The sequence below is a fragment of the Stenotrophomonas sp. YJH_SMC_29 genome (assembly GCF_059371235.1).
Genome location: NZ_JCAFUK010000005.1, coordinates 155,664 through 174,603 on the forward strand (window position 1 = coordinate 155,664; position 18,940 = coordinate 174,603).

Consider the following 18,940-nt stretch of genomic DNA (forward strand, 5'->3'; position numbering starts at 1 on the left):
CCGGCACTGCCGTCGGATCGTCACACGCCCATGTAGCGGCCGGGGCGATGGTTGAACATCAGCACCAGGCTGAGCACCACCGCGCCGATGGCCGAGTACAGCACCTTCGACGGCGACAGCACGAAGAACGCGGCCACCATCAGGCAGGCGTCGTAGGACATCTGCACCTTGCCCGCGCTCCAGCCACGGGTGCGCTGCAGGTACACCGCCAGGATGCCGATGCCGCCGAGGCTGGCACGATGGCGGATGAAGAACAGGATGCCCAGGCCCGACAGCGCGCCACCGACGATCGCCGAATACAGTGGGTTGATGTGCGAGAAGTCGATCCAGCGCGGCAACAGGTCGGTCAGCACGCCACAGGCGGTGACCGCAGCAAAGGTCTTCAGGGTGAATTCCCAGCCCATGCGCCGCAGCGCCACCCAGTAGAACGGCAGGTTGACCAGCACGAACACCAGGCCGAAGTTCCAGCCCATCGCGTAGTGCAGCAGGAACGCCAGGCCGGCCATGCCGCCGATCATCAGCCCCCCCTTGGCGAAGATGGCCAGGCCCAGCGAGGCCACCATCGTGGCCAGCACCATGCCCTGCACGTCCTCGGCGATCGAGTGACGCAGCGCTTTCTCATCGGCGGTGGTGCCGGCACTGTCGGGCGGAGGGGTCAGCGGACCAGCGGTGACCAGGTGGCCGTCAGCGTCGTCGCACGGCGCGGGGCCATGGGAAGGAAGGGACATGCGGGTGGGGGAACAGCAGGTGGGGAGCGGTATTAGACACGATCTGCATGACAGTTGCAGATGAAATCGTTCAGCTGAATGCGCCCCACTGTGCCCGCTCCGGCGCGGCTCAGCCCCTGCCGGCCAGATGGTGCGCCACCAGCGCGTTCGCATGGCCATGGCCCAGCCCATGCTCACTTTTCAGGAAGCTGACCAGTTCCATGTGTTTCAGGCCCGTCTGTCCCGCCAGCAGCCCCAGCCAGCGCGCCACCGGTTGCCCATAGGTCCTCTCGATGGAGGGGAAGTAGGAGGCCGGGCCCTTGGGCTTGGTGTCAGCGCTCATGCGAAAGCTCCTTGCGTTGGATGTACCGTTACGACGAGCCGGGGATCCGGAAATCGACAGATCCGTTCAATCCGGGAGCCGTATCATCCCTGCATGCCCCGTGAAAACCTCAACGACCTGCAGGCCTTCGTCCACGTCGCCCGCGAGGGCAGCTTCACCAAGGCCGCCGCCCAGCTGGGCGTGTCCCAGTCCGCGCTCAGCCATGCCATGCGCGGCCTGGAACAGCGCCTTGGCGTGCGCCTGCTGACCCGCACCACCCGCAGCGTATCGACCACCGAAGCCGGCGCGCGCCTGCTCGACACCCTTGGCCCACGCCTGGCCGAGATCGAGGACGGCCTGGCCGCGCTGGCCGAGTACCGCGAGCGCCCGGCCGGCACCATCCGCATCAATGCCACCGGCCATGCGGCCGAGTACATTGCCTGGCCACGGCTCGCGCCCCTCCTGCAGCAGTATCCGGAGCTGAAAGTGGAACTGGCCGCCGATTACGGGCTGGCCGATATCGTGGCCGAACGTTATGACATCGGCATCCGCCTCGGCGAGCGGCTGGCGCGCGACATGATCGCGGTGCCGATCAGCCCGCCGCTGCGCATGCGCGTGGTCGGCGCGCCCCGCTACTTCCGCCAGCACGTGGCGCCACGGCATCCGCACGAGCTGGCCGACCACAACTGCGTGACCCTGCGCCTGCCCACGCACGGCGGGTTGATGCCGTGGGATTTCGGCCAGGACGGCAACGAACTGAGCGTGCGCGTGAGCGGCCAGTGGACCTTCAACACCATGGGCATGACCCGCGCCGCAGCCCTGGCCGGCAGTGGACTGGCGTGGTTGCCGGAGGACCAGGTGCAGCCAATGCTGGCCGATGGGCGACTGCAGTCGGTGCTGGATGACTGGTGCCCGCACTTCGATGGCTACTACGCCTACTACCCGTCGCGCCGCCACGTGACCGTGGCGATGCGCACGGTGCTGGATGCGCTGCGCGGGCCTATGCAGGGGTGAGGGTCAGGGAGTGCGGACCAACGGTCCGCACCCACCTGGCGATCAACCCTTGGCCTGCGCCGCACGCTGCGCGTTGTAGCGCTCGCCAACGATCGACACCTCGTCCAGCGCCTGCGCGATGCGCTGCAGTTCTTCCGGCGCCAGCTGCAGGTCGACCGCGCCCAGGTTTTCTTCCAGGCGATGAACCTTGGTGGTGCCCGGGATCGGCACGATCCACGGCGCCTGTGCCAGCAGCCAGGCCAGCGCCACCTGCGCCGGCGTCGCGCCCCGTGCTGCCGCGATCGTACTGATGCGATCCACCAGCGCCTGGTTGGCGCGGCGCGCCTCCACTTCGAAACGCGGCACGCTGTTACGGAAATCGTTGGCGTCGAAGGTGGTGTCGGCGTTGATCGTGCCGGTGAGGAAGCCGCGGCCAAGCGGGCTGAATGGCACGAAGCCGATGCCCAGCTCCTGCAGCGTCGGCAGCAGTTCACGCTCCGGCTCGCGCCACCACAGCGAATACTCACTCTGCACGGCGGCGACCGGCTGCACCGCATGCGCGCGACGCACGGTGGCAGCGCTCGCCTCGGACAGCCCGAAGTGGCCGACCTTGCCTTCGGCGATCAGGTCGCGCACGGTGCCGGCCACATCCTCGATCGGCACGTTCGGGTCGACGCGGTGCTGGTAGAACAGGTCGATATGGTCGGTGCGCAGGCGCTTGAGGCTGGCTTCGGCGACGGCGCGGATGTTCTCGGGGCGGCTGTCCAGGCCGTCATCGGTGCGCGCGCCCTTGAATCCGAACTTGGTGGCAATCACCAGCCTGTCGCGGTGGGGCGCCAGCGCCCGGCCGAGCAGATCTTCGTTGGTGTACGGGCCGTACACCTCGGCGGTATCGAAGAAGGTCACGCCGCGCTCGACGGCGGCCTCCAGCAGGGCCACACCCTGGCTCTGCTCGACCGGCTGGCCGTAGGCATGGGTCAGGCCCATGCAGCCCAGGCCGAGGGCGGAAACCTTCAGGCCGCTGCGGCCCAGTTCGCGTGTCTGCATCGTCGTGCTCCAGAGGGGGAGTGCTGACGATACGCCTGTCGTGGCGCTGGATTGAGCCAGCCCGGCCGCAGTCGGTCATGACCGGAATTCATCAATCGCCTGTGGTGCCCGTCACTCCATGCCCTTCAGGGTGTCAGTGCAACCCGCCAGTTCCACCATCATCCTGCCGGTGTTGCGGAACGCCGGATCCCGCGGCACCCATCGTGCGAACCAACGCTGCTCGCCGTCCACCACGGACTCGAACATCCACGATGAGCCATCAAGCCCAGCGCTCGAATCTTCGCCCTGCAACAGCGCAAACGCGGCGGCGATGGCGTTCCATTCCTGCGCACTCAGCGCGCGCGGTGGAGCGCACGCGCCACCCTTGATGACGGTGGCTGGGCTTCCGGGTAACGATCCAGGAATCTCGAAATCGCGCGCACTGCGCCCGACGATCCACGCGTGGCCCGCTGCATTGCGCTGCGCGCGTACTACCACGCCACGGAAGAATGGGGTATGCCAGACGAAGCGATACGCCTGGACCGGCACGCTGCCACAGCGGAACGACGGCTCCGGCAAGCCATCGAGATCCCGCAACGCGTCTCTGTAGGATGCCCTCGCAAACCCGGTGAAATCGAGGAACGGAAGCGAGCCCCTGCTACGCCGCTGTGCAGGCGGTGGCAGCAGATACCAGGCATGCGCCTGTGGATCGTCGCAGCCCTCGGCCGCGGCTGCCGGTTCGGGGGTACGGGCACAACCGGCCTGCAGCAGCACGGCGATGGCCAGTATCACGCTCGTAGTCACACGCATGCAGGCCTCCCTGGCAGGTTCACGCGGGCGTGCATCCGGCGCCGCGGTCATCCCGGAGCAGCGGGCGCCCGCAGGCGCCCGTCCGGTCAACGGATCTCCGAGATCTCCACGCCATCCAGTCCCTGCGACAGGGTGCGCGCGTCGCCGCCCTGGCTGAGCTTGATGCGCAGGCGCACCTCGTTCTGCGAGTCGGCGTAGCGCAGCGCGTCCTCGTAGCTGATCTCGCCGGCCTGGTACAGCTCGAACAGGCTCTGGTCGAAGGTCTTCATGCCCAGCTGGACCGAGTCCTTCATCACTTCCTTCAGCTTGTGGATCTCGCCGTCGCGGATGTAGTCCTGCACCAGCGGCGTGCCGAGCAGGATCTCCATCGCCACCTTGCGCGAGCGACCATCGGGGGACGGCACCAGCTGCTGCGCGACCACGCCCTTGAGGTTCAGCGACAGGTCCATCAGCAGCTGGTTGCGGCGGTCTTCCGGGAAGAAGTTGACGATGCGGTCCATCGCCTGGTTGGCGTTGTTGGCATGCAGGGTGCACAGCACCAGGTGGCCGGTTTCAGCGAACGCGATGGCGTGGTCCATGCCTTCGCGGGTACGCACCTCGCCGATCATGATCACGTCCGGCGCCTGGCGCAGGGTGTTCTTCAGCGCGGCTTCCCAGCTGTCGGTATCGATGCCGACCTCGCGCTGGGTGATGATGCAGCCCTCGTGCTTGTGCACGAATTCGATCGGGTCCTCGATGGTGATGATGTGGCCGGTCGAGTTCTGGTTGCGGTAGCCGATCATCGCCGCCAGCGAGGTCGATTTACCGGTACCGGTGGCGCCGACGAACAGGATGATGCCGCGCTTGGTCATCGCCAGCGTCTTGATGATCGGCGGCAGGCTCAGCTCTTCCACGGTCGGAATGCGCGTCTCGATGCGACGCAGCACCATGCCGACCTGGTTGCGCTGGTAGAAGCAGCTGACACGGAAGCGGCCGACACCGGACAGGCCGATGGCGAAGTTGCATTCGTGGGTCTTCTCGAATTCCTCGCGCTGCGCCGGGGTCATCACGTTGAGGACCAGGTCGCGGCTCTGCTGCGGCGTCAGTGGGGTCTGGGTGATCGGCGAGATCTTGCCGTTGACCTTCATCGCCGGCGGCATGCCGGCCGTGATGAACAGGTCCGAGGCGCGCTGGTGCGCCATCAGCTTGAGGAACGAAGTGAAATCGATGGTGGTCGCGGTGCTGTTCACGGCGGGCTCCCAAGAGGGCATGTACCAGGAAACGGTCGGTGGAGGAAACGGCACGGGGACGGCGCCGCACAGGTGCACGCCGCCCGTGGTTGTCCCGCCTTACTCGAACAGGCGCTTGTCCTTGGCGTACTCGCGGGCCTGGTTGCGGGTGATCAGGCTGCGCTTGACCAGGTCCTGCAGATGCTGGTCCAGGGTCATCATGCCGTACTGCTGGCCGGTCTGGATGGCCGAGTACATCTGCGCCACCTTGTCCTCGCGGATCAGGTTGCGGATGGCCGGGGTGCCGACCATGATTTCCCACGCTGCGGTACGACCGCCGCCAACCTTCTTCAGCAGCGCCTGCGAGATCACCGCACGCAGCGACTCGGACAGCATCGAGCGCACCATCGGCTTTTCGCCGGCCGGGAACACGTCGATGATGCGGTCGATGGTCTTGGCCGCCGAGCTGGTGTGCAGGGTGCCGAACACCAGGTGGCCGGTTTCCGCGGCGGTCAGCGCCAGGCGGATGGTTTCCAGGTCGCGAAGTTCGCCGACCAGGATGATGTCCGGGTCCTCGCGCAGTGCCGAGCGCAGCGCTTCGTTGAAGCCATGCGTATCGCGGTGCACTTCGCGCTGGTTGATCAGGCACTTCTGCGAGGTGTGCACGAATTCGATCGGATCCTCGACGGTGAGGATGTGGCCGTATTCGTTCTTGTTGATGTAGTCGATCATCGCCGCCAGCGTGGTCGACTTGCCCGAACCGGTCGGGCCGGTCACCAGGATCAGGCCCTGCGGCTGCTGGATCACTTCACGGAACAGCGGCGGGCAGGCCAGGTCCTCGAGGGTGAGCACCTCGGACGGAATGGTACGGAACACCGCACCGGCGCCACGGTTCTGGTTGAACGCGTTCACACGGAAGCGCGCCAGCGACGGGATCTCGAAGGAGAAGTCCACTTCGAGGAATTCCTCGTAATCGCGGCGCTGCTTGTCGGACATGATGTCGTACACCAGCGCATGGACCTGCTTGTGGTCCAGGGCCGGGATGTTGATCCGGCGAACGTCGCCGTCCACGCGGATCATCGGCGGCAGGCCTGCGGACAGGTGCAGGTCGGACGCTTTGTTCTTTACGGAAAACGCCAGCAGTTCGGCGATATCCATGAGCGGCTACTCCCCAATAACGGCTTCGACTGGAAGGATCTTTCCCCGGGCGGCAGTATAGCCTCCTGATTCAACGGAACGCGTTACGTGGCCACTCCCCTGCCCCAGATCCTGAGCAACCTGCATGCCGCCGCCGAGGCGGCCGGCCGGCCTGATCCGCGCCTGCTGGCGGTTTCCAAGACCCAACCGGCCGAGGCCGTGGCCGCGCTGGCCGCGCAGGGCCAGCAGGCCTTCGGCGAGAACTATGTGCAGGAAGCGCTGGCGAAGATGCAGGCGCTGCAGCACCTGGCGCTGGAGTGGCACCTGATCGGGCACCTGCAGTCGAACAAGGCCGAGGCAGTGGCCAGCCATTTCGACTGGGTGCAGAGCGTGGACCGGCCCAAGCTGGTGGCTGCGCTGGCGCGCCATCGCCCGGCCGCACGCGGCCCGCTGAACGTGCTGATCCAGGTCAACATCGACGACGAATCCAGCAAGCACGGCTGTGCGCCGGAGGACGTCGAGGCATTGGCCGCCGCGATTGCCGCTGAGCCCCGCCTGCGCCTGCGTGGCCTGATGGCGATTCCCGCGCCATGGCCCGAGGCCGAGCGTCGCCGCGATGCATTCGTGCGCATGCGCACACTTTTCCACTCACTGGCCGCCCAGCACGCGCAGGTCGACACGCTGTCGATGGGCATGAGCAGCGACTACGCCGACGCCATCGCCGAGGGCGCCACCCTGGTGCGCATCGGCACCGCCCTGTTCGGCGCGCGCCCGCGCCCGGCCTGATCTTGCAAGGAGAGTTCCATGGCAGCTGATTCCATCACCTTCATCGGCGGCGGCAACATGGCGCGCAGCCTGATCGCCGGCCTGATCCGCCAGGGCGTGCCGGCCGCGCACATCCATGTGGCCGAACCGGTGGCCGCCCTGCGCGAGTCGCTGGCTGCCGACTTCGGCGTGCAGGTGCACGACAACGCAATCGATGCGGCCGCGCAGGGCGGCACCTGGCTGCTGGCAGTGAAGCCGCAGGTACTGCGCGAGGTCTGCCAGTCGCTGCAGGCGCTGGCCCAGGCGAACCGGCCGCTGGTGGTGTCGATCGCCGCCGGCATCACCAGTGCGCAGCTGGAGCGGTGGCTGGGTGGCAACCTGCCGGTGGTGCGGGCAATGCCCAATACGCCGGCCCTGCTCGGCGCCGGTGTGACCGGCCTGTACGCCACGTCGTCGGTGGATGCGCAGCAGCACGCGCAGGCCGAACAGGTGCTGGCCAGTGCCGGCCGCACCGTGTGGATCGATCGTGAGGCGCTGATGGATTCGGTGACCGCCGTGTCCGGCAGCGGACCGGCCTATGTGTTCCTGCTGGCCGAAGCGATGGAAGCGGCGGGTATCGCCCAGGGCTTGCCCGCCGACGCCGCACGCACGCTGGTGGTGCAGACCCTGTTGGGCGCCTCGCGGATGCTGGCTGAAGCCGGCGAAAGCCCGGCCGAGCTTCGTCGCCGCGTGACCTCGCCGAACGGCACCACCCAGGCCGCGATCGAGCGCTTCCAGGCGGGGGGGTTCGAAGCGCTGGTGGACAAGGCACTGCGCGCCGCGCAGGTACGCGGGCAGGAATTGTCTGCAGCGAATGATTGATTGCCCTGGGGCCAGATCCCTTTGCCGAGGGAAAGGGATCTGACTCCAGCTGCCACCCCGCCTGTCCCGATGATCACGGCCCCAACGTGGCCATGACGAAATCGACGAAGCACTGCAGACGCGGGCGCGGGCGTCGATCAGGCAGGTAGATCAGGTGCATCGGCCGCGGTTCGGGCAAGTAGTCGCGCAGCAGCGGCTTCAGTCGCCCCGCTGCGATCTCGCCAGCCAGCAACGCCGTCGGCTGCAGCACCAGACCCGCCCCGGCCACCGCAGCTTCGCGCAGCGCGAAGCCGTCGTTGCAGGTCAGCCGCGCCTCCCAATCCACCTGTTCGCCATTGGCCAGCTGCCAGCCATGGCCGCCGCGCCAGGCCAGGTGGCTCAGGCAGTCATGCCCGGCCAGGTCCGCCGGCGTACGCGGTGTACCACGCCGACGCAGATAGGACGGCGCTGCGCACAGGCTCATCGCATACGGCGGCAGTGGACGCGCCACCACCTCCTGCGACGGCAGCGGCCCGACCCGGATCGCAACGTCGAAGCCGTCCTCGATCAGGTCCACGCGGCGGTTGCTCAGGTCCAGCTCGACGTTCAGCAACGGCTGCGCACGCAGCAGTCCGGACAGTACCGGCGCCAGCACGCAGCTGCCCCACGTGGTCGGCGCGCTGACCCGCAGCAGGCCGCGCGGCTGCACCTGCAGCCCGGCCACGTCCGCCTCAGCCTGCTGCACCTGCTCCAGCACCTGCCGGCATCCGGCCAGGTAGGCGCTGCCGGCTTCGGTCAGGCGCTGGCGCCGGGTGTTCCGTTGCAGCAAGGCGGTGCCCAGGTGCGCCTCCAGCTGCTGGATGTACTTGCCGACCATCACCGCCGACACCTGCAGCTGTTCGGCGGCAGCGGCAAAGCTGCCGCGCTCGGCAACCGCCACGAAGGCCTGCATGCAGCGAAGGGTATCCATTGCTAATCCACGGTTAGGAATCTGCAAAGCATACGCCGCTTACCTAACCCCCTTGTGACGGCGCAGACTGCGCTCACTCCCTCACGCAAGGAACGACCATGAAGATCCTCCTCGTCGGTGCCAGCGGCACCCTCGGCAAGGCAGTCGCCCGCCAGCTCGGCCAGCAACACCAGATCCTCGCTGCCGGCCGCCACAGTGGTGAGCTGCGCGTGGACCTGACCGATGATGCGAGCGTCGCCGAACTGTTCGCGCGTACCGGCGCGGTCGATGCGGTGATCTCGACCGCAGGCACGCTGCATTTCGGGCCGCTGCAGGAAATGACCCCGGCCCAGTTCAACGTCGGCCTGCAGGACAAGCTGCTGGGCCAGGTGCGGCTGGCACTGGCCGCCCAGCATCACCTCAACGCCGGCGGCTCGATCACGCTGACCAGCGGCATCGTCAGCGCCCAGCCCATCCGCGACGGCGTCAACGCCACGTCGGTGAATGCCGCGCTGGAGGGCTTCGTGCGCGCCGCCGCTTTGGAACTGCTGCCGCGCGGCCTGCGCATCAACGTGGTCAGCCCGAACGTGCTGATCGAATCGATGGCGGCCTACGGTCCCTACTTCCCCGGTTTCGAAGCGGTCAGCGCGCAGCGCGCGGCGCTGGCCTTCCAGCGCGCGGTGGAAGGCATTCAGAGCGGAGAGACCCTCACGGTCTGGTAAGAAAAAAGGGGACGGAGGGGATTAAGTCGTTTGTGCACTTGCGACTTAATCCCCTCCGTCCCCTTTTTTCATTCCCAGCGCATCGGGCCGTCGCCGCGTTCGCCGAGGACGTCACCGGGGTTGGCCAGACGGCAGCGCTGCAGCGACAGGCAGCCACAGCCGATGCAGCCGGTCAGTTCATCGCGCAGCCGCTGCAGCATGTGGATGCGCTCGTCCAGCTCGGTGCGCCAGCGCGCGGACAGCCTGGCCCAGTCGGCCTTGGTCGGCGCGCGCCCCTCGGGCAGGCTCTCGAAGGCCCGCCCGACCGCTTCCAGTGGCATGCCGACACGCTGCGCCACGCGGATCACCGCCAGGCGCCGCAGCACATCGCGGCTGTAACGGCGCTGGTTGCCCGAGGTGCGCAGGCTGCTGATCAGCCCCTTGCGCTCGTAGAAATGCAGCGCGGACACGGCCACGCCACTGCGCTGGGAGACTTCGCCTACGCTGAGCTCCGGGAATGCCATTGCTTGACCTCAACTATGGTTGAGATGTCATGCTGCTGTCTTCGCCGCCCGTTGACAAGCGCGGCCCGCATCTACCCCCTATGACGCCAACGCTTTCACCCGCCAATGCCGGCCTGCCGCCGGATACTTCGATCCTGTCCGCGCGCTACCGCGCTACCACCCTCGGCATGGTCGCGCTGGTCGCGCTGCATGCCTTCGAGGCATTGGCCGTCGCAGCCGCGATGCCGACCGTAGCCGAGGCACTCGACGGCCTGCGCCTGTATGCGCTCGCTTTCGGCGGCACCCTGGCCACCAGCGTGATCGGCATGACCCTGGCCGGTCGCTGGGCCGATCGCCACGGCCCGGCCCGGCCACTCTGGTACGGGCTGGCCTGCTTTGTGGCCGGCCTGCTGCTGGCCGGCCTGGCCACGCGCATGGGCCTGCTGGTGGCCGGGCGCCTGATGCAGGGCCTGGGCGCGGGCGCGATCTCGGTCTCGCTGTACGTGATGGTCGGCCGCAGCTACCCGGAGCACCTGCAACCGAAGGTGTTCGCGGCATTCTCAGCAGGCTGGGTGCTGCCGTCGCTGGTCGGCCCGGCGCTGAGCGGGCTGATCGTGCAGCATCTGGGCTGGCGCTGGGTCTTCCTGGCGGTACCGCTGCTGGCGATTCCCGCGGCACTGCTGCTGGGCCCGGCACTGGCCCGCATCCAGGCCACCGGTGCCGCAAGCAACGGCGCCGGGCGCGGCAACGTGGTGCGCTGGGCCAGTGGCGCGTCGCTGGCGGCGTTGCTGCTCTACGTCGGAGGACAGCAGCAGGGCCTGGCCGCCCTGCTCTGCATCGGCGTAGCGATGCTGGCGCTGCTGTTCTGCGTGCATCGGTTGCTGCCGGCCGGAACGTTGACCCTGCGCCGCGGGCTGCCCAGCGTGATCGCGCTGCGTGGCATTGCGGCAGCGGCGTTCTTCGCCTGCGAGGCCTATCTGCCCCTGCTGCTGCAGCGCGAGCGCGGGCTCTCTCCGAGTTGGGCCGGTGCGGTGCTCAGCCTGGGCGCCCTGGGCTGGTTCGCTGGCTCATGGCTGCAGGGTCACCAGCAGCGCGGCTGGTCACGCCAACAGCTGCTGCGCGCTGGCACGACGATGATGACCGTGGGCATTGCCGCAACACTGGCGGTACTGTTCAGCGCGGTGCCGCTGCCGGTGTCGCTGGTCGGCTGGGCGATGACGGGCTTCGGCATGGGCATGATCTACGCCAGCCTGTCAGTGCTGACCCTGTCGCTGTCGGCGCCGCATGAGCAGGGCGCCAACACCTCTGCGCTGCAGCTGAGCGAGGCCCTGTCGGTGGCCACCGCGCTGGCGGCCTCCGGTGCACTGTTCGCCCTGTTCGTGGACAGCGCGCCACGCACCGGTTACCTGCTGTGCCTGGCCATCACCCTCGGCCTGGCGGTGATGGCCGCGATGATCGCGCGGCGGGTGTAGGCACCCGCTTTACGGCAGTGCCGGCCGCTGGCCGGCAACCGCCATGTGCAGAGGAATTCCCCGGGATTGACGGCCAACGGCCGCCATTACCGGGTGCTGCTCCCCACGTCATCGATGTCCCGGTGCAGGATGCGGCGCACTTCCAGCACGGCCTGCGGGGTCTCCTGCACGCTGTGGCCGGAAATGATCACCTTCTCCGACAGCGCGCCCGGCAGGTGCGCGCTCCAGTACGGCACCAGCCCGTCATCGGACTTCTCCACCGGCAGCTCCGGCTTGCGCTGGGCGATGATCGAGTGGTACTTCAGGCCCGTTTCGATCGGCAGTTGTGCGGCGGCCTTCACGAACGGATCGCTGGCCTTGAGGTTGTCGATGCTGTTGGGAATCTTCGGTTTGGCGGTGCCGTCCTCCTGCTGCTCCGCCTGCGCCAATGCCAGGAACACATCTTCGAATTTGCCAAGGATGGTCAGCGGCAGGCGCACCAGCCGGCCCAGCAGGCGCCCGACCTTGTTGCCGGCGATGTCCGTGCCCTGGTGCGGGGCGGCGATGAAGATCGCACGCTCCACGTTCGGCTGCGCCTTGAAGTGCAGCAGCGGCCCCAGCTTGTTCTGGACGCGCTTGAGGCGCTCGCCCTTCAGGTCATAGTTGGCCAGCAGGTCGTTCCACAGCACGTCGCCCGAATCGCTGACCAGCAGGCGCGCCAGCACGCCACCCATGCTGTGGCCGATGTAGACCATGTCCTTCGATGCACGCGTGCTGCCGTTGGGGTCAAAGTGCTTGAGGGTATCGTTGAACGCGTTGGCGATCTCGTAGCGGTTCAAGGCAATCGGCGCGTTGGTCGGGTAATAGACCTGCCACACCTGGAACTGCTGGCGCAGCTCGGGGTCGCCCATGATCTCGTTGGCCAGGTTCACCCAGGCTTCCGGGCTGCTGGCCAGGCCGTGCAGCATGAAGATGATGCGACGGTTCGGATCCCACGGCTGCATCAGGTAGATGTGCGGCTCGCCGATGCCTTCACTCATGCCGAACAGGGTGCGCAGCGACTGCCGGGCGAAGCCGCTCTGTGCCAGCCACAGGCCGTAGGCGGCGGTGAAGTTGCCCGCCAGCGGCACCTGTTCGCCGTGCAGGCTGATGCGCTCGGTGGCTTCCGGCGAATACGCATCCAGCTCGACCCGGCGCGTGCGCATCACATCGTCCAGGCTGCTGCCCTCGAAACGCAGCAGCGCGGTGACGTTGATCGAGGACATCTCGCTGAATTCCGGCACCGAATCGTCATGCCGATGGCGGCGCCCGCGACGCTCGTTGTCGTCAGCATCCGCCACCGTTTCCGCCTTCGGCCCATCGCCCGCGATCACCGGCGCGACCAGCTTGGGCGGGTCCATCACCATCACCAGCTCGGCACCGAAGCCATCGCGGCGATAGGTACTGCGCAGGCCGACGAAACTGACCGTACCGGCCGGCACCATCTGCGCGGGAATGCTCTTCAGGTTCAACTGCTGGTAGTTGGAGGCCAGCGACCAGCTGCCGACCGAGATCGGCTTCGTGTAGTCCTCGCCCGCCAGTGCCGCTGCACGCGCGCGCACGAACAGCACCACCGCCGCCTTCTCGGCCGCGTAGTTGTAGTAGTCGCGCACCTGCGTCTGCCGGTCCTCGAAGGCGCGGTCGGACGGCGAGCGGCCGCTGTAGAACAGGTACGCATACGCGTAGCGCGCGGCCTCCAGCCAAGCATCCAGCGCCTCGTCGCTCATCGGTGGATCACCGGCGGCAGTCTTCTTCGGCGTCAGCGCCAGTGCGGCCTTCACCCACAGTTCGGACAGCGCCGACAGCCGCTGCTCGACGTTGAGGTCATCGGTCATCAGCAGCGTACTGCGGCAGACCAGGAAGTCCTTCTCGCATTGCGATTCGTCCAGGCCCGCCGCGCTGAGCGTCTCGCGCGCGGCCGGGCTGAGCTTGCCGGTATTGAGCACGTCGGCACGCTTGTTGACCAGCGATTCGCTGGACTTGACCTGCTTGACGGTGACCATCGCGCAGCCGCTACTGCCCAGCAGCAGGATGGCGGCGAACAACACCGGCAGCGCACGCTGCCAGCGGATCAGGGGGAGTCGGGTCATTACTGCGGGTCCTGCTCGGTGCCGGGCACGCCCTGGCGGATCACGGTGGAGAAGTGGTCGCCGCTGCCCAGGTCCAGCGCACGCTGGGTGATGCGGCCCTTGTCATGCAGTTCGGCGTAAGGCACGCCCGGCGTGAGCGCGCCGACCTCCTGTGCGTATTCGGCCAGGTAGCCGGACAGCAGCAGGCGATAGTCCAGCGGCAGGCGCGGCGCGATGTGGCGGGCCAGGTCGAAGACGATGGTGGTGCAGTTGCTGGTGAGCGTGTTGTAGAAGCCCGGCTTCGCGTCCAGTTCGCGCGCCTGCGCGATGTACGCGGCGAACAGTTGCTTCAGCTGCGCCTGGTCCATGCCGTGCAGGCGGTACAGATAGACATCCTCGCCACGCGCGTTGGTGCGGGTGCGGATGATGTCGGTCTCCTCCGAGGCCACCAGGGTCATCTCGAACTTGCGGAAGAAGCCGCCCAGCGCAGAGAAGGATTCGCCGCGTTCCTTGCGGATCTCCAGCGAGAACACCACGTGGCGCCCGTCCTCGAAACCGAACGAGATCAGGGTGTGAGCGATCGCCGGGCCCATCCAGTACGACAGCACCAGGTCGGCCGAGCGCAGCTGGTCAAGATCGTACGCGCGGCGCACCCAGTGCGCGTCGTAGTCGGTTTCGCTGCGCCAGGTGAAATCCCGCACGTTGTCGAGCACCACGTGGCGCCCGTCGAAGGACACCACATGCAGGCGCTGGGCCACGTCATCGGCCCAGACCCGGTCCTGGCGCGGGGTGAGCAACAGCCACCACAGGCCGGCCAGCGCCAGCGATGCCGCGAACGCCAGGCCGAGCCGACGGCTGCTGCGGCCACGCGCGACCTGCCACGAGGCCCACAGCGCCAGCAGCAGCCACAGCAGGGCCACGGTGGTCGCCAGCCAGCCCGGCCCCGGCACCTGATAGGCCAGCAGCCCGGTCACCCACAACGCTGCCAGCGCCATGGCACTTCCTGTCATCCAACGTCCTGCGGCTCTCACTGGCATCCTGTCGCGGTCCCGAAGCCGCATAGTTAGCCACAAGCGGGTTCACCGTGGCATCTACGGCCCGTTCAGGGACCGCGGGGCACCGTCTGCGGCGACCTCCGCAGCCCGATGGATCACACAGGAGCAACGATGGGCATCACCTCCGTGGCCGGCGTTCCGGTCCAACCCCAGCACCGCGCCACCTGCCACTGCGGCACGGTCGAGCTGCTGCTCGACCTGCCGGACGGCATCGTCGATCCGCGCCGCTGCGACTGCTCGATGTGCCGGCGCCGGGGTGCCATCGCCGCCAGCGTCCCCCGCCAGGGCCTGCAGGTGGTACGCGGGCAGCATCACCTGCAGAAGTACCAGTTCAACACCCATGTGGCCGAGCACTACTTCTGCGGCGTGTGCGGCATCTACACCCATCACCGGCGCCGCTCCAACCCCGACCAATACGGCTACAACGTGGCCTGCCTGGAGGGCATCGACCCGTTCGCGCTGGGGGTGATCCCGGTCAGCGATGGGGTCAACCACCCATCAGACCGCACCGGCTAGTGGCGCGTGCGCCGCGGCGGCGTGGCCACCTTCTGCCAGGGCGCCATGCCGCTGCGCCCCGCCCGCGCCGGGCGTTTCAGCCAGGGCCGGCGTGACGGTGCCTGTGGCGCGTCCTCGACCGGGGGAGGAAGGGGTCGACGGCCGGGCCAGAGATGGTCGAGCAGCCACATGGCGGGTCTCCGTGGGGGGACGGGGACGATCAACACTAGGCCCGGGTGGGCATAGGCGGCGTGAGCGGGACACGACAACGGGATGACGGCGGAGGCGGCGATGAGCCTGCTACACCCTGTTCCCGACCAAGGCGCCTGTGCGTTTCCGCAGCAACAGGTGCAACACGGCGGCACAGGCAGCGGTCAGCAGCGCCAGTACACGCAGCAGTGTCGCCAGCGCCTCGCCACTGACCTGCCGCAAGTGCTCGTCCCCCATCGCAGGCAGCAGCGCCGCCGCCTGCGCCCGGGACCCGCTCGCCAGGTAAGCACCGGCACGCGCCAACGACGCCGGCGAAGCCCCTTGCAGCTGTTGATCGATCAGCAGCGCCAGCAACGCCGTCACCGCGGCCAACGCGATGCCTTCGCCGGCCACCCGAACGGTTCCGAAAATGCCGGCGGCCATGCCGGCACGTTGCACCGGTACCACGCTCACCGACAGCCCATCCATGAGGCCCCACGGCAACGCCGTCCCTGCGCCGACCAGCATCAGCAGCGGCACCCATTGCGAGGGCGACGGGTTCGATGCCTGCCGCGACAACAGGTACAGGCCGGTGGCACACACCAGCAGACCCAGCGTGCAAAGCCGCGCACTTCCCACGCGCTCCGCCCAACGCGCAGCCAGCATCGGCAGGATCAGCATCGGCGCGGACAGCGCCAGCATCTGCAGTCCCACCAGCGTCGCGCTCTGGCCATGCACGCCCAGCAATTGCAGAGGTAACACGACCAGCAGCACCACGTAGCCGAAGCAGGTCGCCACCGGCAGCAGCTGGACACCGAGGAACGCCGGTTGCGAGAACAGTGAGAGGTCCAGCAATGGTGATGGGTGCCGTCGTTCGATAGTGACGAACACCCCGCCCAACAACAGCGTCGCCAGCAGCGCCAGTTGCACACGCACGGCGTGCAGGCCGAACTCGCCCAGCCACAGCAGGGCCAGGGTCAACGCCGCCAGCGTCAGGCTGAAACTCAGCATGCCGCCGATATCCAGTGGTCGGCGCTCGCCATGACTTTCAGGCACCGCGCGTGCCCCCAGGCCGAAGGCCACCAACGTGAGCACACCGCCCGCGGCGAACACGCTGCGCCATCCCAATGCCTGCAGCAGCAGGCCCGCAAGCAGGGGCCCCAACGCCAGCCCCATGCCGAACGTCGTACCCAGCAGGGCAAAGACACGGGCACGCGCCGGCCCCTGCCAGGCCTGTGCCAGCAGCGCCGTGCCGGATGCCAACGCCGCTGCAGCCGCCACGCCCTGCAATCCGCGCGCCAGATCCAACCACAGCAGCGCGGGAGCAACGCAGACCACGGCCGTGGCGAGGGTGAAGCCCACCGTGCCCAGCAGGAACAGCCGCCGCCGGCCATAACGATCGGCCAATCCGCCTGCCGCGAGCAGCAGGCTGCCGAAGGTGAGCATGAAGGCGTTGGTCACCCAGGCCAGCGCGGTGGGCGATGCTGCCGCGGAACGCGCCAGCGCCGGCACCGCAACTGCACCGGCAGAGAAGGACAACGGCAACGCCAGCGCGGCCAGGCAGACCGCAAGCAGCGTCCAACGCTGCTGCGCGCGGGCAGGTACAGGGAACATCGAAACCGGGGCCATGCGGGCCTCCATCCATCAGGGGCATTGATGATGGACAGGCCGTTATTCCAGAAAAACGGGCTCGATGGACGTTGATTGCGGCCAGATGTTCCGCAATCATGCCCCTTATGGACTCCATCTCCGCCCTGCTCGCCTTTGTCCGCACCGCCGAGGCCGGCAGCATCGTCGGTGCTGCCCGCGTACTCGGCCTGTCCGCCTCGGCGGTCGGCAAGCGCATCGCCCGCCTCGAACTCGATCTGGGCACGCGTCTTTTCCAGCGCACTACCCGCCGCGTGCACCTCACCGACGAAGGCGAACTGCTGCTGCAGCGCTGCCGGCGTGCACTGGACGAGCTTTCCGAAGCACAGGCTGACCTGGCGCAGCGACAGCACGCCCCCAGCGGGCTGCTGCGCATCGGCCTGCCCACCATCGGCTACCGCTTCCTGCTGCCGGTGCTGCCCGGCTTCCAGCAACGCTACCCGCAGGTGCAGCTGGAACTGGACTTCAACGATCGCATCGTCGACGTGGTCAGCGAGGGCCTTGACGCGGTGATACGCAGCGGCGAACTGGCCGATTCCAGCCTGACCGCACGCCGGCTGGGGGGCTTTCGCTTCATCCTCTGTGCGGCGCCGGGCTACCTGCAGGCGCACGGCACTCCCGGCGATGTGGGCGACCTTGGCAGGCATGCCGCACTGCGCTTCCGTTACCCCACCACCGGAAAGCTGCATCCGTGGCAGCTGCCGGGCATTGAAGGCGATGCCGGGGCGCGCCTTCCCACGGCGATGACCTGCAACAACATGGAAGCCGTGCTGGCCGCTGCGATCGGCTGCATGGGCCTGGCCTGGATGCCCGACTTCCTCGCCGCTGACGCGCTGGCCGATGGCCGCCTGCAACGGGTACTGCCCGCGCTGCCGACGCACCAGGGGCAGTTCTCGCTGCTATGGCCCGGTGGGCGCCATCCCAGCGCACGCCTGCGTGTGTTCATCGACTATGCCGTTGCGCATCTTTTCCGCGGCTCCCCCGGAAAAGGGGACGGAGGGGATTAAGTCGTAATCGGTCCTGCTGTGCCTGAAACGACTTAATCCCCTCCGTCCCCTTTTTCCTAGCGGCTGAAGCGGCGCGCGCCTGCCACGCAGATCACGGCGACTACGGTCACCAGCACCATGCTGAGGCTGACCGACTCGTGCAGCAGCAGCGCGGCTAGGGCCAAGCCGAAGAACGGCTGCAGCAGCTGCAGTTGGCCGACGGCGGCGATGCCGCCCTGTGCGAGCCCGCGATACCAGAACAGGAAGCCGATCAGCATGCTGAACACCGCCACGTAGCCCAGCGCCCACCATGCCGAGGCAGCCACCGCGGTGAACGAGGCCGGGCGCATCAGCACCGCCAACGGCAGCATCACCGGCAATGCCAGCAGCAGGGCCCAGCTGATCACCTGCCAGCCGCCCAGATGGCGGGCCAGCCGACCGCCTTCGGCGTAGCCCAGCCCGCACACCACGATGGCCGCCAGCATCAGCAGGTCGGCCTGCAAGGACGCCTCGATGCCGTTACGCACCGCATAGCCGACCACGCAGGCGCTGCCCAGCAGCGAGAACAACCAGAACGCCGGGCGCGGCCGCTCGCCACCGCGCAGCACGCCGAACACCGCAGTGCTCAACGGCAGCAGGCCGAGGAACACGATGGTGTGCGCCGACGACGCATGGCGCAGCGCGAGCGCGGTCAGCAGCGGGAAGCCGACCACAACGCCGAGGCTGACCACCACCAGCCCCGGCAGGTCGCCGCGACGGGGCCACGGCTGGCGCAGCATCAGCAGCAGGCCAAGGCCGAGCATGGCGGCGATGGTGGCGCGCGCAGCCGTGACGAATCCGGCATCCAGCTGCAGCACCGCTACGCGCGTGGCCGGCAGGGAGCCGGCGAAGATCACCACACCGATGAAGCCATTGATCCAGCCACTCGCCGACCGTTCCACGCCTGTGATCCTGAAGTGCCGGGCGACGCCTGGCGGAGTTTGTATGGAAGCATCCGGCGCGGAACGCGCCCAGCTACAATCCAGTACAGTCGCAAGTAACTGTACTG

The 18,940-nt window shown here is 67.9% G+C and carries 17 protein-coding genes and 2 pseudogenes; 7 read left to right on the top strand and 12 right to left on the bottom strand.

Annotated elements, in window-relative coordinates; all coding sequences use genetic code 11:
- Window positions 1-20: 20 nt before the first annotated feature.
- Together AC5P9I_RS07875 and AC5P9I_RS07880 are read right to left on the bottom strand one after the other, a co-directional pair.
- Window positions 21-728 (bottom strand): YitT family protein, encoded by a 708-nt coding sequence (locus tag AC5P9I_RS07875; RefSeq protein WP_049469684.1) that lies wholly within the window; start codon window positions 726-728, stop codon window positions 21-23.
- Between the two features lie 109 nt (window positions 729-837).
- Window positions 838-1,050: a DUF4287 domain-containing protein gene (locus AC5P9I_RS07880; RefSeq protein WP_049469688.1), complete on the bottom strand. Its 213-nt coding sequence runs from the start codon at window positions 1,048-1,050 to the stop codon at window positions 838-840.
- 93 nt (window positions 1,051-1,143) lie between these two features.
- Here AC5P9I_RS07880 and AC5P9I_RS07885 point away from each other — a divergent pair, with 93 nt between their 5' ends.
- The gene (locus AC5P9I_RS07885; RefSeq protein ID WP_049469690.1) at window positions 1,144-2,043 is read left to right on the top strand and encodes a LysR family transcriptional regulator; all 900 of its coding nucleotides are present in this window, start codon (window positions 1,144-1,146) and stop codon (window positions 2,041-2,043) included.
- 42 nt (window positions 2,044-2,085) lie between these two features.
- Here the strand turns inward: AC5P9I_RS07885 and AC5P9I_RS07890 are convergent, their stop codons facing one another.
- The 4 genes from AC5P9I_RS07890 to AC5P9I_RS07905 form a co-directional block, all read right to left on the bottom strand.
- Window positions 2,086-3,069, bottom strand: a complete 984-nt coding sequence (locus tag AC5P9I_RS07890) for an aldo/keto reductase (protein WP_049469693.1) — start codon at window positions 3,067-3,069, stop codon at window positions 2,086-2,088.
- A gap of 111 nt (window positions 3,070-3,180) precedes the next feature.
- Complete coding sequence (locus AC5P9I_RS07895; protein ID WP_088476252.1) at window positions 3,181-3,909, bottom strand: hypothetical protein; 729 nt, start codon at window positions 3,907-3,909, stop codon at window positions 3,181-3,183.
- Between the two features lie 35 nt (window positions 3,910-3,944).
- A complete protein-coding gene (locus AC5P9I_RS07900; RefSeq protein WP_014036222.1) occupies window positions 3,945-5,087 on the bottom strand; it encodes a PilT/PilU family type 4a pilus ATPase in 1,143 nt (380 codons plus the stop codon).
- A gap of 99 nt (window positions 5,088-5,186) precedes the next feature.
- Window positions 5,187-6,224, bottom strand: coding sequence for a type IV pilus twitching motility protein PilT (locus AC5P9I_RS07905; RefSeq protein WP_004147099.1), 1,038 nt, complete (start codon window positions 6,222-6,224; stop codon window positions 5,187-5,189).
- A gap of 87 nt (window positions 6,225-6,311) precedes the next feature.
- Here AC5P9I_RS07905 and AC5P9I_RS07910 point away from each other — a divergent pair, with 87 nt between their 5' ends.
- Entirely contained in the window at window positions 6,312-6,989 is a 678-nt protein-coding gene (locus AC5P9I_RS07910) for a YggS family pyridoxal phosphate-dependent enzyme (RefSeq protein ID WP_049469699.1), read from the top strand.
- Window positions 6,990-7,007: 18 nt separating this feature from the next.
- Window positions 7,008-7,829 (top strand): pyrroline-5-carboxylate reductase, encoded by an 822-nt coding sequence (gene proC, locus AC5P9I_RS07915; protein WP_049469702.1) that lies wholly within the window; start codon window positions 7,008-7,010, stop codon window positions 7,827-7,829.
- A 73-nt stretch (window positions 7,830-7,902) separates the two neighbouring features.
- Here proC and AC5P9I_RS07920 read toward each other — a convergent pair whose 3' ends face one another.
- Window positions 7,903-8,778: a LysR family transcriptional regulator gene (locus tag AC5P9I_RS07920; protein ID WP_049469704.1), complete on the bottom strand. Its 876-nt coding sequence runs from the start codon at window positions 8,776-8,778 to the stop codon at window positions 7,903-7,905.
- A gap of 71 nt (window positions 8,779-8,849) precedes the next feature.
- Between AC5P9I_RS07920 and AC5P9I_RS07925 the strand changes: the two are divergent.
- Window positions 8,850-9,479 (top strand): annotated as a pseudogene (locus AC5P9I_RS07925) (short chain dehydrogenase); the annotation flags it as partial.
- Between the two features lie 68 nt (window positions 9,480-9,547).
- Here AC5P9I_RS07925 and soxR read toward each other — a convergent pair.
- The gene (gene soxR, locus AC5P9I_RS07930; protein WP_049469264.1) at window positions 9,548-9,982 is read right to left on the bottom strand and encodes a redox-sensitive transcriptional activator SoxR; all 435 of its coding nucleotides are present in this window, start codon (window positions 9,980-9,982) and stop codon (window positions 9,548-9,550) included.
- Window positions 9,983-10,011: 29 nt separating this feature from the next.
- Between soxR and AC5P9I_RS07935 the strand changes: the two genes are divergently transcribed.
- Window positions 10,012-11,433: an MFS transporter gene (locus AC5P9I_RS07935; protein ID WP_049469263.1), complete on the top strand. Its 1,422-nt coding sequence runs from the start codon at window positions 10,012-10,014 to the stop codon at window positions 11,431-11,433.
- A gap of 86 nt (window positions 11,434-11,519) precedes the next feature.
- On the opposite strand, the gene AC5P9I_RS07940 is transcribed toward AC5P9I_RS07935, so the two are convergent.
- The gene (locus AC5P9I_RS07940; RefSeq protein ID WP_049469260.1) at window positions 11,520-13,541 is read right to left on the bottom strand and encodes an esterase/lipase family protein; all 2,022 of its coding nucleotides are present in this window, start codon (window positions 13,539-13,541) and stop codon (window positions 11,520-11,522) included.
- Window positions 13,541-14,515, bottom strand: a complete 975-nt coding sequence (locus AC5P9I_RS07945; RefSeq protein WP_049469258.1) for an Lnb N-terminal periplasmic domain-containing protein — start codon at window positions 14,513-14,515, stop codon at window positions 13,541-13,543. The genes AC5P9I_RS07940 and AC5P9I_RS07945 overlap by 1 nt, the downstream gene beginning before the upstream one ends.
- A 171-nt stretch (window positions 14,516-14,686) precedes the next feature.
- Here AC5P9I_RS07945 and AC5P9I_RS07950 point away from each other — a divergent pair, with 171 nt between their 5' ends.
- Window positions 14,687-15,091 (top strand): GFA family protein, encoded by a 405-nt coding sequence (locus AC5P9I_RS07950; RefSeq protein WP_014646209.1) that lies wholly within the window; start codon window positions 14,687-14,689, stop codon window positions 15,089-15,091.
- A gap of 279 nt (window positions 15,092-15,370) precedes the next feature.
- On the opposite strand, the gene AC5P9I_RS07955 is transcribed toward AC5P9I_RS07950, so the two are convergent.
- Window positions 15,371-16,888: an MFS transporter gene (locus tag AC5P9I_RS07955; RefSeq protein WP_049469276.1), complete on the bottom strand. Its 1,518-nt coding sequence runs from the start codon at window positions 16,886-16,888 to the stop codon at window positions 15,371-15,373.
- A 107-nt stretch (window positions 16,889-16,995) separates the two neighbouring features.
- On the opposite strand from AC5P9I_RS07955, the pseudogene AC5P9I_RS07960 reads away from it, so the two are divergent.
- A pseudogene (locus tag AC5P9I_RS07960) lies at window positions 16,996-17,920 on the top strand (LysR family transcriptional regulator).
- A 49-nt stretch (window positions 17,921-17,969) separates the two neighbouring features.
- Here AC5P9I_RS07960 and AC5P9I_RS07965 read toward each other — a convergent pair.
- Window positions 17,970-18,833 carry a DMT family transporter gene (locus tag AC5P9I_RS07965; RefSeq protein WP_049469252.1) on the bottom strand — a complete coding sequence of 288 codons (864 nt, stop codon included), beginning with the start codon at window positions 18,831-18,833 and terminating at the stop codon, window positions 17,970-17,972.
- Window positions 18,834-18,940 lie beyond the last annotated feature (107 nt).

Excerpts from the sequence above, each read along its gene's own strand:
- AC5P9I_RS07875 (WP_049469684.1), bottom strand. The coding sequence starts at position 728 with ATGTCCCTTCCTTCCCATGGCCCCGCGCCGTGCGACGACGCTGACGGC.
- AC5P9I_RS07880 (WP_049469688.1), bottom strand. The coding sequence starts at position 1,050 with ATGAGCGCTGACACCAAGCCCAAGGGCCCGGCCTCCTACTTCCCCTCC.
- AC5P9I_RS07885 (WP_049469690.1), top strand. The coding sequence starts at position 1,144 with ATGCCCCGTGAAAACCTCAACGACCTGCAGGCCTTCGTCCACGTCGCC.
- AC5P9I_RS07890 (WP_049469693.1), bottom strand. The coding sequence starts at position 3,069 with ATGCAGACACGCGAACTGGGCCGCAGCGGCCTGAAGGTTTCCGCCCTC.
- AC5P9I_RS07895 (WP_088476252.1), bottom strand. The coding sequence starts at position 3,909 with ATGACCGCGGCGCCGGATGCACGCCCGCGTGAACCTGCCAGGGAGGCC.
- AC5P9I_RS07905 (WP_004147099.1), bottom strand. The coding sequence starts at position 6,224 with ATGGATATCGCCGAACTGCTGGCGTTTTCCGTAAAGAACAAAGCGTCC.
- proC (WP_049469702.1), top strand. The coding sequence starts at position 7,008 with ATGGCAGCTGATTCCATCACCTTCATCGGCGGCGGCAACATGGCGCGC.
- AC5P9I_RS07920 (WP_049469704.1), bottom strand. The coding sequence starts at position 8,778 with ATGGATACCCTTCGCTGCATGCAGGCCTTCGTGGCGGTTGCCGAGCGC.
- soxR (WP_049469264.1), bottom strand. The coding sequence starts at position 9,982 with ATGGCATTCCCGGAGCTCAGCGTAGGCGAAGTCTCCCAGCGCAGTGGC.
- AC5P9I_RS07935 (WP_049469263.1), top strand. The coding sequence starts at position 10,012 with ATGCTGCTGTCTTCGCCGCCCGTTGACAAGCGCGGCCCGCATCTACCC.
- AC5P9I_RS07940 (WP_049469260.1), bottom strand. The coding sequence starts at position 13,541 with ATGACCCGACTCCCCCTGATCCGCTGGCAGCGTGCGCTGCCGGTGTTG.
- AC5P9I_RS07945 (WP_049469258.1), bottom strand. The coding sequence starts at position 14,515 with ATGGCGCTGGCAGCGTTGTGGGTGACCGGGCTGCTGGCCTATCAGGTG.
- AC5P9I_RS07950 (WP_014646209.1), top strand. The coding sequence starts at position 14,687 with ATGGGCATCACCTCCGTGGCCGGCGTTCCGGTCCAACCCCAGCACCGC.
- AC5P9I_RS07955 (WP_049469276.1), bottom strand. The coding sequence starts at position 16,888 with ATGGCCCCGGTTTCGATGTTCCCTGTACCTGCCCGCGCGCAGCAGCGT.